This is a genomic window from Flagellimonas sp. HMM57, assembly GCF_021390175.1.
Taxonomy (GTDB): Bacteria; Bacteroidota; Bacteroidia; order Flavobacteriales; family Flavobacteriaceae; genus Flagellimonas.
The window spans coordinates 730,119-743,764 of record NZ_CP090004.1 but is presented as its reverse complement, the minus strand read 5'-3'; the positions used below and the strand labels follow the sequence as shown (position 1 = coordinate 743,764).

The following is a 13,646-nucleotide window of genomic DNA, read 5'->3' as shown; positions in this document are numbered from 1 at the left end:
TTAAACGCTACGGTATTAAAAATGAAGAGGTTGTTAAAATACTTTGGATTATCAGCATTTACTTGTTCTTTTTTCTTTATAATCCTAACATTTTTCTCTTGTGGAGAGACAAATAAAACAGCAGAAGAGATTTCTAAGATTGCTATTGACTTAAAAGTAAATAGATTCGATAGAGAGTTTGCTAATGCCGGCCCAGAAGATATTCCCAGATTAAAATTACAGTATCCCTACCTGTTTCCCGAACAGTTTCCGGATAGTTTATGGATTGCCAAATTATCAGACACCATACAGACGGAACTATCAGACGAAGTGCATAAGGCTTTTGGAGATTTTGAACAAGAAGCAGATGACCTTGAGTCTTTATTTCAACATATTAAATATTATTTTCCAAAGTTTGAGATACCCAATGTTGTAACGGTTACTTCGGATGTTGGTTATAACAATAGAGTAATTCTTACGGACACATTGTTGTTATTGGGGTTGGATAATTACTTGGGAAAAGACCATCATTTTTATAAAAGCATACAAAAGTATATTGCCGCTGGATTGGACAAACAATACTTGACTTCTGATATAGCTAGTGCGTTCTCCAAAAAAGTAGTGCAATATCCTAGAAATAGAAGTTTCTTGTCCAGAATGGTTTATTATGGTAAGGAACTATATATTAAGGACAAATTGCTTCCCAATATTTCTGATGCCCAAAAAATAGGCTATACCACAGATGAGATGCAATGGGCCAAGGCCAACGAAGAACAAATCTGGCGGTATTTTGTAGAGCGTGAATTGCTTTATAGTACCGATGCTAAGTTGGATAGACAATTTTTAGACCCGGCCCCATTTTCCAAATTTCAATTGGAATTGGATAGCGAATCTCCAGGAAGGTTGGGTAGATACATAGGGTGGCAGATTGTACGTGCCTTTATGGACAAGAATACTAAAAGCTTAGCGCAACTTTTAAAGCTGGACCCAGATGAAATTTTTAAAAAATCAAATTACAAACCTAGAAAGTAGATGGCAGTAGAACATACATCAGAAATTAAATTAGTTGTAGGACTTGACGAAAACAGAGTACCGGAAGAATTGAACTGGTCTGCCCAAGACGGGGGGATAGAAAATGAAGAAGCAAAGGCAATGATGCTATCGGTATGGGACAGTAAAAACAAGGAATCCCTTAAGATAGATTTGTGGACCAAAGATATGCCGGTCGATGAAATGAAAATCTTTTTCCACCAAACTTTGGTTACCATGGCCGATACTTTCATGAAGGCTACCCAAGATGAAAAGATGACCGCAACAATGAAAGATTTTTGTGATTATTTTGCTGAAAAGCTAGAGTTGAAATAAAGTTCTCTAAGAAATGGGATGGTCGAGTTTATTGAATTGACTTTTTTCCTCGCCCCTTAATGCTAATGAATTTTCAATTTTGACTTTGGTAGGTCTTAGCGTAAAAAAATAGAAGATTAAAACAACAGCTATCAATAAGAAAGCCATGTTTCCCGTCATATAGAAGACAACAACCGAAAAAAGCGCGGGTGCTTCTATTGATGCAAACTTGATTAGCGATGCTGTCTGAAAACGCATTAGTTTTTGTTTAAGTCCAGCTATTTTTGAAATTTCTGCAGTAAGTTTTTTATAAACAAGGTTTCCCATGGAAATTGCGCCTATTGCGAAAATGGGAATAATCAGAAGAAAAGAATCATCCGTATTGGTGAAATCAATTACTACATCTTGTATTTGAAAGTAAGCAAAGCATGCAAATGCAATTGGCCCTGCTATTAATGCCAAATGCAAAATGGTTAGTGTTTTAATGAAGCCTCTTGGTGTGAATTGTCCGGTTTCGTTGGTCATTTCTTATTCTCTTTATCGAGCGTAATATACAAACTAAGGCTATTAATGAATAAGACGATGTAGTTTTTAATAGTACGGCTGAGTTTAGTTGTTGAAGTCCATCAATATCATTTGTGTTCTTTCAACCATGTATTGGCTTCGGCCGTGTACCAAAATGGAGAAAAGTTTTTTGCATTGGCAATGGCTTCAAAATGATATCTGGCTTTTGATATATTTCCTTTTCTATCATAAAAGGTAGCTAAGTACATATTGGCATACGGGTTATTTTTATCTTGTGTCAATAGCTTGTTCGAAATTGCAATTATTTTATCATCGAACATGGTAAAATCTCCCATTTCCTTATAGAATGATACATCCTTAAGGAAGCTTAGGTTATGGAGAAGATTCAAATCGGAATACTGTAGATAATCTGGAAATTTTTCAAAAACTTTTTCCAAAAAGCGTGCGCTACTGTTTATGTGCACAGTATCAAAACGAGACAGGAACGATTCGGACAGCGCTTGTGCCATAAATTTTTTCCGTATAAAGAAAGAGTCTATAAAATCACTCTTATAAAGAGTTTCGGTCTCTTCCAATAATGGTATTTGTGTTAGTCCATAACTATAGTTCTTTAAAAACGACAAAGCAAATAATGAGGTGCCTATGTCCCCATATATCAATCGAGCAGGGTCGCTTATTAAGTTATTGTTTGCAAGTAAGATCAAGGTCAGATTTTCCTCGGGAATTTTTAAAAGTAAACTGGAATAGCAATCATACTGACCGTAGCCCCAAAGTATTTTTCTTCCATCAAACTCTTGACTGAATATACCGTGTCCATAGGGTAGATGCTTATTAGGAGTCGAGAACATGGTTTTCTTCGAAGCTTCAGAAATCAGAAGATTATTGTCCAAAGCGTTACTGAAAATCAATAAATCCTTCAGATTGGAAACAATTCCTGCTGAAGTTGAATAACCGAAATCAATAAAGCCCGGCTTAATATTGCCATCAAAAATATAAGGAGTTGCAATTTCCAGTTTGTGCTGTGCAATTTGAAGAGAATCCTTTAAAAGAGAAGTGTTTTTGAGACCAAGTGGGTTGAAAATCTGGGAACTCATAAATTCTTGGAAGGATTGGCCCGATGCTTTTTCGATAACAGGGGTGAGTGCCCCAAAACGATAACTATAGTAAAAGTTCTTCCCTATTTTCCCTTGGGATGTATGGGATAGGATATGTTTTATCTGAATTGAGTCGTTGAATGATCTCTTGTTGAGATAATTATTGACAGGGTCGTTTAAAGATAATCTACCCTCTTCAACAAGTTTAAAGACCAGAACTCCCGAAAAAATCTTGGTCAACGAGGCGATGGGGAAAAGTGTCGTGGAATCTACCTTGGTTTTATTCTCAATATTGGCATAACCAAGATAATCTTCATATACGGTTTCACCATCTTTTTCTACCAGTACAGCAATTCCGGGAATATGAAAGTACGTTTGCAGTTCTTTTAGTTCCTTGGAAAATTGGACGGTTTCTTTGGACTGCCCAAAGCCAGAGCCGTAACAATTCAGCAAAATAAGAATAGATATATATAAAGATATTGGCTTCATCTATAGTATCATTTAGTTGTTTGCAAAAGCTATTTTATTGAATAATGACAAAACAAAAGTATTTTTGTGACACTATGAAAAAGAAATCTTCGTCGACAATCATTTTTATCTATAATTCTGATTCTGGGGCACGCAATGCTATCTTGGACAGTATGCACAAAGTCTTTAAACCCTCTACCTACGATTGTAAATTATGTGATATTACCTATGGGGTTGTCTCGGAAAACCGAACATGGAAGAAATTTAGACAGAACAGTCAGCAAAATATGGTGTTTTTGCACAAAGATGAGTTCACTAAAAAGTACGCCTCTAAATTTGGGTATAAATTTACCTTTCCCATTGTCTTGATTGAAGGTCAAAATGGACTTGAAGTGCTAATTTCCGCAGAAGAACTCAATACCTTAAAAACTGCTCACGGCCTTATTCGAATTTTAAAAGAGCGAAATTCCTGATTTTTTCTAATTTTAATTGCGGACAATTATTTTGAAGTTGCTTTAAAAAATTGCTGATTGATGTCGTCTATATACTCCAACAATTCCTCTCTACCTGTGCGATTTGTGGAAGATGTTACAAAATATGATGGGGCCTCTTCCCAAAGACCGTCCAATAACTTTTGAAGGTAGGTCTTGGTCTGTTTTTCGATTGTATTGGGCTTCAATTTATCTGCTTTAGTAAAAATTATAGCAAAAGGAATTTGGTGTGTGCCCAACCACTCCATAAATTCTAAGTCTACAGGTTGGGGATCATGTCTAATATCAACCAATACAAAACCACAAACCAACTGTTTTCGTTTTTCAAAATATTCGGTGATGTATTTCTGGAAAACCTTTTTGTCTTTTTTAGACACTCGTGCATACCCGTACCCCGGTAAATCCACCAAAAACCAATTGCCATTTATTTTAAAGTGATTTATGAGTTGTGTCTTTCCAGGTCTTCCAGAGGTTTTTGCTAAACTTTTACGCTCCATTAACATGTTGATCAAAGAAGATTTTCCAACATTGGAACGGCCTATAAAGGCATATTCTGGCAATGGCTCATTTGGGCATTTTGCAACATTGGAATTGCTCATTACAAATTCGGCGGAAGATATTTTCATTGTTACAAGAGCTTAGAAGTTAGATTTGAGATGTTAGAGTTTTTGCTAGTTGTGATTAATATCAAAAGACTTCACTACAAAAATATCAGGTTTAAGTAAAAAAGTGACGACTAAAATATGGTAAGCGTCAACTCGGGATTTCAAGATTTTAAATTAAATAATGGTCAACTATTGGTAATCTATATGGCTTAGGGGAAATTTTTGAGAACTGAAATCTCAAATCTAATATCTCGTATCTACAATCAGAATTCCCTTTTCTCAAGCCAGGCTTCCAGAATTTTATTAAAATCCTCTGGATGTTCCATCATAGGGGCATGACCGCATTTTTTCATCCAGAATAAATCAGAATCTGGTAATAATTCGTGGAATTCTTTAGCTACATCTGGTGGGGTTACGGTATCATTCTCGCCCCAGATTATACATACTGGTGTATGCATTTTGGGTAAATCTTTGGACATGTTATGTCTAATGGCGCTCTTGGCTATGGCAAGGGTCTTCACCAGTTTCATACGATCGTTTACGGTAGCGTACACTTCGTCCACAATCTCTTTTGTTGCCACAGCTGGGTCATAGAAAACGTCCTGCGCTTTCTTTTTAATGAATTCATAATCGCCTCTTCTGGGATATCCATCACCCATAGCACTTTCATAAAGACCTGAACTTCCGGTAATTACCAAAGCCTTCACCATATTTGGGAACATTTTGGTATGTAAAAGGCCAATATGACCGCCCAAAGAATTTCCGAGAAGAATTACATCTTTCAATCCTTTAAACTCAATAAAGCCCTCAAGAAATTTCGCAAAATTCTTTACCGTAGTCTTTAGCATGGGCATATCGTAAATCGGAAGCTCGGGTATTAAGACTTTGTACCCTTTGGATGGAAAGTATTCAGAGACGCCTTGGAAATTGCTCAACCCCCCCATAAGACCATGTAATATTATCATGGGCGTGCCTTCACCTATTTCAATATATCGGTATTTGCCCTCTTTAATTATTTGCTCTTCCATCTAAATGTTAGTTGGTACTAAGAGGGGCAAATATAGGCAATTCATACCACACGGATTTTAGGTTTGTTTCGTCAAAAAATCAGGATTTTATGAAGTCTGCAAAAGTTGGCTGCGCTACCCAAAAGAGCAGTTGGGCTATTTTTTAAGGTAAAAACTTACTTTTCAAGTCAAAAGTGGAGAATTTATCAACAAATGTGTTTTTAAGTGGAGAAATGTGGAAATAAAATCTATATATTTGAGTTATAGTTACTAACCAATTGATTTCTAGTGACACATATTATAGGACAACATGACTGTAAAGCTGATGCCAAAGGAAGGGTGATATTGCCCATCTCTTTGAAAAATCAGCTGTTGCCCGTAATGAACGAAGGTTTTGTAATCAAGCGGTCTGTTTTTCAGCAGTGCTTAGAACTCTATCCAAAAAATGAGTTTGATGTTTTAATGCAAAAAGTGCTTAAGAAAAGTAAGATCAATAGAAAGTACGATGCCTTTGTGAGAAACTTTGTTGCAGGGATGAAAGAAGTAAGTATAGATAGTGATACGGGGAGGTTGCAGATACCGAAAAACCTTGTGGAATATGCAGAGATTGGGAAAGAAGTAGTGCTAAATGCTGTTTTTGATAAAATAGAAATTTGGAACAAGGACAAGTACGAGGCTGTCTTGGCGGATAGTGAAAAAGACTATGCGGATTTGGCAGAAGAGATTTTTGCTGATGATGACTAGCTCATATCACAATCCGGTATTGCTCAAAGAGTCGGTAGACGGATTGAACATAAAAGAAAATGGAGTTTATGTAGATGTCACCTTTGGCGGTGGAGGGCACTCCAAAGAGATATTGAAAAGACTGGGAAAAGATGGTAAGCTGTTCGCATTTGACCAAGATGAAGATGCGTTGGCCAACACAATTGAAGATGAAAGGTTTCAATTGATTCATCAGAATTTTCAGTTTCTCAAACAATTTTTAAAGTTCTATGGCATTCGGAAAGTTGATGGAATCTTGGCAGATTTTGGAGTTTCTTCCCACCAGTTTGATGAAGCAGAACGTGGTTTCTCTATCCGTTTCAATGCGGATTTGGATATGCGAATGAACCGAACCAATGAGTTGTCCGCGTTTAAAGTGGTGAATACATACTCCCAAGAAAATTTAGCATCAGTTTTGTTTCAATATGGTGAATTGCGGAATGCAAATGCCATGGCAAAGACGATTATTGACACTAGGCTAGAAACCCCCATAAAGACCACCGATGAATTGAAAGTGGTATTGCGGCGTTTTTTGCCAAAGATGAAAGAAAACAAAATTTTAGCCCAAATATATCAGGCTATCAGGATTGAGGTAAATCAAGAAATAGAAGTACTGAAAGCATTTTTGTTACAAACACCAGAAGTTTTGGATAAAGGTGGAAGATTGAGTTTGATCAGTTACCATTCCTTGGAAGATAGATTGGTGAAGCGATTCATAAGAGCTGGAAAGTTTGAAGGTGAGGCAGAGAAAGATTTTTACGGAAATATTGATGTGCCGCTAAAGAAAGTAGCAGGGTTAATTGTTCCATCGGCAGATGAGGTAGCCAAAAATAATAGGGCGAGAAGTGCAAAACTCCGTATTGCGGAGCGGATATAGATTATTGAAAAGAACAAAGGAATGAAAAAAGGATTGTTGGACATATTGAAAGGAAAGTTCTTAGTGAGCGGTGATGCTCCCAAGAATTGGATGTTTTTGTTTTTCGCTTCTTTTCTAGCTGCAATGATGATTTCCAGTAGCCACAGAGCCGATAAAAAAGTGCATGAGATTGCAGCGTTGAGCGAAGAGGTCAGAAAACTCAAGAGTGAATTTTTTGAACACAGGTCAACTGTACAACAATTAAAATTAGAATCCTCATTAAGAGAGATAGTGGCCAATGAGGGAATTGTGCCCTCAAAAAATCCCCCTCAAAAAATAAAGGTGAAATCAGAAGAGTAATGGCAATAACGGAGAAAAACATAATGAACAGACTATACCTCGTGACGGGGTGTCTTGTTGTTTTCTCTATTTGTGTTATTGTGAAGCTTGTGGACATTCAAATGATCAAGGGAGAAGATTATAAAGAGCTTGCCCTGAACAAAACAGAAAAAATGTTCACCATAGAGCCCAATAGGGGAAATCTATATTCTGATGACGGGAGTTTGCTCGCCGCTTCTGTTCCAAAGTATGAAATACGCTTTGATGCCAAGACGGTTTCCGAAGAAAACTTTCAGAATAATGTTGCGGCACTTTCAGATTCTCTAGGTAAACTTTTTGACAGGCCATCCTCTTATTATAGACAACTTTTTAGAAAAGCAAGAGCGAACAACAATAGGTATAAGTTAGTTGCCCGTAACGTGGATTATTTGGATTACGTACGCATAAAACAGTTTCCATTGTTTTCGTTAGGTCCTTATAAAGGCGGTTTTATTGAAACGCATCGTGTAGTGCGTGAATATCCTTTAGGGAAAATGGCAGCTAGAAGTATTGGATATGAAAAAGTAGATGAAAACGGTTATTACACCAGGGTGGGTCTGGACGGTGCTTTTGGTGAGCGATATCTGCGGGGAAAAGAAGGAAAACGTTTAAAGCAAAAAATAGCAAAAGGACAATGGAAGCCTGTAGGTCTTGACAATATTGTTGAGCCGCAAGATGGATTGGACGTGGTCTCAACCATTGATATCAACATTCAGGATATTGCCCATCATGAACTTTTGGCGCAATTGGAAAAATACAAGGCGGACCACGGATGTGTTGTGGTCATGGAGACCGAAACAGGTGAGATAAAAGCCATTTCCAACTTGGGTAGAACGTCAAGTGGAACGTATTACGAAAAGCTCAATTACGCCGTTGGGGAATCCCATGAACCAGGCTCTACCTTCAAATTAATGTCGATGGTTGCCGCACTGGAAGACAAAGTTATAGATACAAATACTGTAATTGATACGGAAAAGGGCAGGTATAAAATCTATGACAGAATTGTAAGGGATACAAAATGGGGCGGTTATGGTAAAATACCGTTGTCCAAGGCTTTCGCGGTTTCTTCAAATACCGCATTTGCCAAAATGATCCATGAAAACTACAAAGAGAAACCGGGAAAATTCGTAAACCGACTTATGAATATGGGGCTTCACAAAAAACTGGATTTACCTATAATTGGAGAAGGAGACCCTGTCATCAGATATCCTGGAGATAAGGGATGGTCGGGAATTTCTTTAGGATGGATGTCACATGGTTATGAAGTTTCCCTAACACCTATACAGACATTGGCATTTTATAATGCTATTGCTAACGATGGAGAATTGGTAAAGCCAAGATTGATCAAATCTGTTAGGGAAGGCAGCAAAGTGATAAAAAAGTTCGATAAAGAGATATTCAATTCCTCCATCTGCTCCAAAGAAACCGTTAAAAAAGCGCAACAATTATTAAAGGATGTTGTAGAAAAGGAGTTTGGAACAGGGCATCGGATGTATTCCAAGAGTTTTTCCATGGCAGGTAAAACAGGAACAACACAAAAAAATTACGTGGCAAAAGACCCGGATAAACTGGCCTATATCTCATCTTTTGCCGGATATTTTCCTGCGGACAACCCCAAATATTCCTGTATTGTAGTAATTCACGAACCGGATAAGAGTGTTGGGTATTATGGGGCCGATGTTTCCGGTCCTGTTTTTAAATCCATGGCCCAAAAAATTTATGCCACTTCCCCTATCATCAATGAAGTGAAAGGAAAATCTTTTGATGATGAGACATTGAACCAAAGCTATGAACGTTATTATGCGCAGGTGCAAAAAAAGCATGCACAAATACCCAACGTAAAAGGGATGAGCGGTATGGATGCCGTTTCATTATTGGAAAACCTGGGGTTACAGGTTGAAGTAAAAGGAAATGGAAAAGTGAAAAAGCAGTCCATAGACCAAGGAACTGCCATTGATAAAGTAAAAAAAATAGTACTGGAACTTTCATGAAGTTGTTGAAAGACATATTGTACGGTGTAAGCCTTTCTGCTGTTAGCGGAGATACAAACGTAATGGTCAACCATGTTCATTTTGACTCTCGTAAGGTTGAAATGGATGATGTGTTCGTGGCAATTCGTGGGTTGATTACAGATGGGCATAAATACATTCAAAAAGCAGTGGAACTTGGTGCTAAAGCTATCGTATGCGAGGAACTTCCCGAGTTATTGGTGAACGGAATTACCTACTTAAAAGTACCGAACACCAACAGTGCGCTAGCTCATATTGCTGCCAATTATTATGAAAACCCTTCCAAGAACCTAAAATTGGTGGGCATAACAGGAACCAATGGTAAAACAACGGTCAGCACGTTGCTTTATAATCTGTTCAAAAAAGCAGGCTTTAAAGTAGGTTTGATTTCTACCATCAAGGTTTTGGTGAACGATACAGTATATAAAACCACCCATACCACTCCAGATGTACTTACCATAAACCAACACCTGTCCAATATGAATTTGGAAGGAGTGGAATACTGTTTTATGGAGGTGAGTTCCCATGGTATCCATCAAAAAAGGTCTGAAGGATTACACTTTGCAGGAGCAATCTTCACAAACCTTTCCCATGATCATTTGGATTACCATAAAACATTTGCAGAATATAGGGATACAAAGAAAAAATTGTTTGACGATTTGCCAAAAACAGCCTTTGCCCTAACTAATATTGACGATAAAAATGGATTGGTGATGCTACAGAACACCAAGGCCAAAAAACATACCTATGCACTTAAGTCCTATGCAGATTATAGGGCGCAGATTTTAGAAAAACAGTTTGATGGGCAGTTGCTGAAGATTGATGATAATGAGCTATGGTCCAAGCTGATTGGGGACTTTAACGCTTACAATCTCCTTGCAATTTATGCAGCAGCGGATATTCTGGGCTTGGAAAAGCTTGAAATCCTTCAACTTATCAGTGAGCTCGAAAATGTGGACGGAAGATTTCAATACTTTATATCCAAAGAAAAGATAACGGCAATAGTTGATTATGCCCATACTCCGGATGCACTTAAAAATGTATTGGTAACTATCAATGCATTGAGGACTGGAAATGAAAAAGTCATCACCGTAGTGGGGTGTGGTGGTGATAGAGATAAGTCTAAGCGTCCGGTTATGGGTCATATCGCGTCAGAAATGAGCGATCAGGCCATTTTTACCTCAGATAATCCACGTACAGAATCTCCATCGGTCATCATAGAAGAAATGGAGGAGGGCGTAGAGGCACAAAACACAAGAAAAGTACTGTCCGTAGAGAACAGAAAGCAAGCCATAAAAGCTGCGTGTAAGTTGGCTATGGCCAATGATATTATCCTAGTTGCGGGAAAAGGACATGAGACCTATCAAGAAACGAACGGTGTACGGGTAGATTTCGATGATTTTAAAGAAGTAAAAGAAGCTTTGATGAGCTTGGAAAAATAAAAAAAGATCAAAATGAAGTTAAATGTTAAAATGATGAAACAGCTCTCGGAAATTCTATTCCGCAGGACTAGTTCCTCATTTTTAACGGACCAATTCTCATATCTCAAATCTTATATCTAGTAAAAGGAATGTTATACTATTTGTTCGAATATTTGGAAAATCAATATCAGTTGCCAGGAGCATCACTGTTCCAATTTCAGACGTTTAGATCTGGGATGGCGGTATTGTTTTCTTTATTGATCGCCATGGTCTATGGAAAGCGGATTATCCTTTTTTTGCAAAAAAAGCAGATAGGGGAAAGTATCCGTAACCTCGGACTTGAAGGACAGCAGCAAAAAGCGGGAACACCTACAATGGGTGGTTTGATCATTATCATGTCAACGCTTTTACCAGTGGTGTTGTTTGCCGATATCATGAACATCTATATCATTTTACTTATTGTTACTACAGTTTGGATGGGTATCATAGGATTCATTGATGACTACATAAAAATCTTCAAGAAAAACAAAGAAGGTCTAAAAGGAAGGTTTAAAATAATAGGTCAAGTGGTTTTGGGATTGATTGTAGGAGCGGTTCTTTACTTTCATCCCGATGTTACTGTAAAAGAAAAGGACACGACCCGAATCACGGAAAGCTTTAAGGTGGAAACGGTTTTTGGACAAGAAACAAAGGCTTTGCGTACTAATGTTCCTTTCTTTAAGAATAACGAGCTGGATTATACAGAATGGATTACTTGGGCTGGCGAAGGTCTTGAGGACTATGCCTGGCTAATTTTTATTCCAGTGGTTATATTGATTGTCACCGCAGTATCTAACGGCGCCAATCTTACTGATGGAATAGATGGTCTTGCGGCAGGGTCATCTGCCATAATCGTACTGACCTTGGGAATTTTTGCCTTGGTTTCCGGTAATATTCAATTTTCGGATTATCTCGATATTTTTTACATCCCCAGAGTTGGGGAGTTATTGGTGTTCATTGCTGCATTTGTAGGAGCTTTGGTGGGATTTTTATGGTACAACGCCTATCCTGCACAGGTATTTATGGGAGATACGGGGAGTCTCACTATTGGAGGGGTTATCGCTGTAATAGCAATTATTGTGAGAAAGGAATTATTGATTCCGCTATTGTGTGGAATCTTCTTTGCAGAATCACTTTCGGTGATGCTTCAAGTAGGATATTTTAAACATACAAAAAAGAAATATGGAGAAGGAAAACGCATATTTCTAATGGCACCATTACATCATCATTATCAGAAAAAATTATATCACGAAAGTAAAATAGTGACCCGGTTCTGGATTATAGGAATCATGTTGGCCATTATAAGTATCGTGACCCTAAAAGTCAGGTAAATGAATCGTTTGGTGGTTCTTGGTGGTGGAGAAAGTGGTGTTGGTACGGCCATTTTGGGCCAAAAAAAAGGATTTGAAGTCTTTGTCTCTGACAAAGGGGAAATAAAAGAAAAGTATAAAAAAGTTCTTGAACATTTTGAGATTGAATGGGAGTCTGGAAAGCATACCGAAGCTAAGATTTTAAATGCTGACGTAGTGATGAAAAGTCCCGGAATTCCGGATAAAGTTGCACTGGTCCAGAAATTGGTGGCCAATGGGATTCCAGTTATTTCTGAAATCGAATTTGCATCAAAATACACAGATGCAACGATTATCGGTATTACGGGGAGCAATGGTAAGACTACAACGACAATGCTAACTTATTACTTGCTAGAACAAGGAGGGTTAAATGTTGGCATGGCAGGGAATATTGGTGATAGCTATGCCAAAATGGTGGCCGAACAGCATTATGATGAATATGTTTTGGAAATAAGCAGTTTTCAGTTGGACGGAATTATGGACTTTAAGCCGCATATCGCTATGATCACCAACATAACGCCTGATCATTTAGATCGCTACGATTACAAGTTTGAAAAGTATATCGCTTCAAAGTTTCGTATCGCAATGAATCAGGATGGCAACGATTACTTGATTTACGATGCCGATGATCCTGTAATTACAGCGTGGTTGGAAAAAAACCCGGTTCAATCCAAATTAGTACCCTTTTCATTAAGGGATAAACAAGATGAAGGAGCATGGCTCGAAAATGATTTAATAAAAATGAACATTGAAAATAAAACCTTGGAAATGAGTAAAGATATCTTAGCCCTAGAAGGCCAGCATAATGTAAAGAATACCATGGCAGCAAGTTTAGCAGCTATGTTGGTCAATGTAAGGAAGGAGACCATTCGCCAGAGTATCCAAACGTTCCAGGGAGTTCCGCACAGATTGGAAAAAGTACTTAAAATAAACCATGTGGAATACATCAACGATTCCAAGGCTACCAATGTAAATGCAACCTATTACGCTTTGGATGGGATTAAAAAACCTATAGTCTGGATAGTAGGTGGTGTGGATAAGGGCAATGATTACAAAGAATTAATGCCCATGGTACGTGAAAAAGTGAAAGCCATTGTCTGTCTGGGTATGGATAACTCCAAGCTCAAAGAAGTTTTTGGTAATGTGATAGAATTAATGGTGGAAACCTACTCTATGGAAGAAGCAGTAAAAGTCGCTTATAAAATTTCAGAACGGGGCGATTCGGTTTTACTGTCCCCTGCATGTGCAAGTTTTGATCTTTTTGAAAACTATGAGGATAGGGGAAATCAATTTAAAAGAGCTGTAAAAAATCTGTAAGA

The 13,646-nt window shown here is 37.8% G+C and carries 14 protein-coding genes; 10 read left to right on the top strand and 4 right to left on the bottom strand.

Going from position 1 to position 13,646, the window contains the following annotated elements:
- Positions 1-21: 21 nt before the first annotated feature.
- Both gldB and gldC read left to right on the top strand, forming a co-directional pair.
- Positions 22-1,011 (top strand): gliding motility lipoprotein GldB, encoded by a 990-nt coding sequence (gene gldB / locus LV716_RS03285; protein WP_163416367.1) that lies wholly within the window; start codon positions 22-24, stop codon positions 1,009-1,011.
- On the top strand, positions 1,012-1,344 hold the full coding sequence (gldC, locus tag LV716_RS03280; RefSeq protein WP_163416366.1) for a gliding motility protein GldC: 333 nt from the start codon (positions 1,012-1,014) through the stop codon (positions 1,342-1,344).
- Positions 1,345-1,350: 6 nt separating this feature from the next.
- Here gldC and LV716_RS03275 read toward each other — a convergent pair whose 3' ends face one another.
- Both LV716_RS03275 and LV716_RS03270 read right to left on the bottom strand, forming a co-directional pair.
- Positions 1,351-1,848 (bottom strand): hypothetical protein, encoded by a 498-nt coding sequence (locus LV716_RS03275; RefSeq protein WP_163416365.1) that lies wholly within the window; start codon positions 1,846-1,848, stop codon positions 1,351-1,353.
- A gap of 107 nt (positions 1,849-1,955) precedes the next feature.
- A complete protein-coding gene (locus LV716_RS03270) occupies positions 1,956-3,431 on the bottom strand; it encodes a serine hydrolase domain-containing protein (protein WP_163416364.1) in 1,476 nt (491 codons plus the stop codon).
- Between the two features lie 74 nt (positions 3,432-3,505).
- On the opposite strand from LV716_RS03270, the gene LV716_RS03265 reads away from it, so the two are divergent.
- On the top strand, positions 3,506-3,883 hold the full coding sequence (locus LV716_RS03265) for a GTPase (RefSeq protein WP_163416363.1): 378 nt from the start codon (positions 3,506-3,508) through the stop codon (positions 3,881-3,883).
- Positions 3,884-3,909: 26 nt separating this feature from the next.
- Here the strand turns inward: LV716_RS03265 and yihA are convergent, their stop codons facing one another.
- Both yihA and LV716_RS03255 read right to left on the bottom strand, forming a co-directional pair.
- Positions 3,910-4,527, bottom strand: coding sequence for a ribosome biogenesis GTP-binding protein YihA/YsxC (gene yihA, locus LV716_RS03260; RefSeq protein WP_163416362.1), 618 nt, complete (start codon positions 4,525-4,527; stop codon positions 3,910-3,912).
- A gap of 242 nt (positions 4,528-4,769) precedes the next feature.
- Positions 4,770-5,534, bottom strand: coding sequence for an alpha/beta fold hydrolase (locus LV716_RS03255; protein ID WP_163416361.1), 765 nt, complete (start codon positions 5,532-5,534; stop codon positions 4,770-4,772).
- Positions 5,535-5,801: 267 nt separating this feature from the next.
- Here LV716_RS03255 and mraZ point away from each other — a divergent pair, with 267 nt between their 5' ends.
- The 7 genes from mraZ to murD all read left to right on the top strand — a co-directional run bounded on the left by mraZ (position 5,802) and on the right by murD (position 13,644).
- Positions 5,802-6,257, top strand: coding sequence for a division/cell wall cluster transcriptional repressor MraZ (gene mraZ, locus LV716_RS03250; protein ID WP_163416360.1), 456 nt, complete (start codon positions 5,802-5,804; stop codon positions 6,255-6,257).
- Positions 6,250-7,152, top strand: a complete 903-nt coding sequence (rsmH, locus tag LV716_RS03245) for a 16S rRNA (cytosine(1402)-N(4))-methyltransferase RsmH (protein WP_163417854.1) — start codon at positions 6,250-6,252, stop codon at positions 7,150-7,152. The genes mraZ and rsmH overlap by 8 nt, the downstream gene beginning before the upstream one ends.
- 21 nt (positions 7,153-7,173) lie before the next feature.
- On the top strand, positions 7,174-7,491 hold the full coding sequence (locus LV716_RS03240) for an FtsL-like putative cell division protein (protein WP_163416359.1): 318 nt from the start codon (positions 7,174-7,176) through the stop codon (positions 7,489-7,491).
- Complete coding sequence (locus tag LV716_RS03235) at positions 7,491-9,500, top strand: penicillin-binding protein (protein WP_163416358.1); 2,010 nt, start codon at positions 7,491-7,493, stop codon at positions 9,498-9,500. The genes LV716_RS03240 and LV716_RS03235 overlap by 1 nt, the downstream gene beginning before the upstream one ends.
- A complete protein-coding gene (locus tag LV716_RS03230; RefSeq protein ID WP_163416357.1) occupies positions 9,497-10,960 on the top strand; it encodes a UDP-N-acetylmuramoyl-L-alanyl-D-glutamate--2,6-diaminopimelate ligase in 1,464 nt (487 codons plus the stop codon). Before LV716_RS03235 ends, LV716_RS03230 begins: the two co-directional genes overlap by 4 nt.
- A gap of 128 nt (positions 10,961-11,088) precedes the next feature.
- On the top strand, positions 11,089-12,309 hold the full coding sequence (mraY, locus tag LV716_RS03225) for a phospho-N-acetylmuramoyl-pentapeptide-transferase (RefSeq protein WP_163416356.1): 1,221 nt from the start codon (positions 11,089-11,091) through the stop codon (positions 12,307-12,309).
- Positions 12,310-13,644, top strand: a complete 1,335-nt coding sequence (gene murD, locus LV716_RS03220; RefSeq protein WP_163416355.1) for a UDP-N-acetylmuramoyl-L-alanine--D-glutamate ligase — start codon at positions 12,310-12,312, stop codon at positions 13,642-13,644.
- Positions 13,645-13,646: the final 2 nt, after the last annotated feature.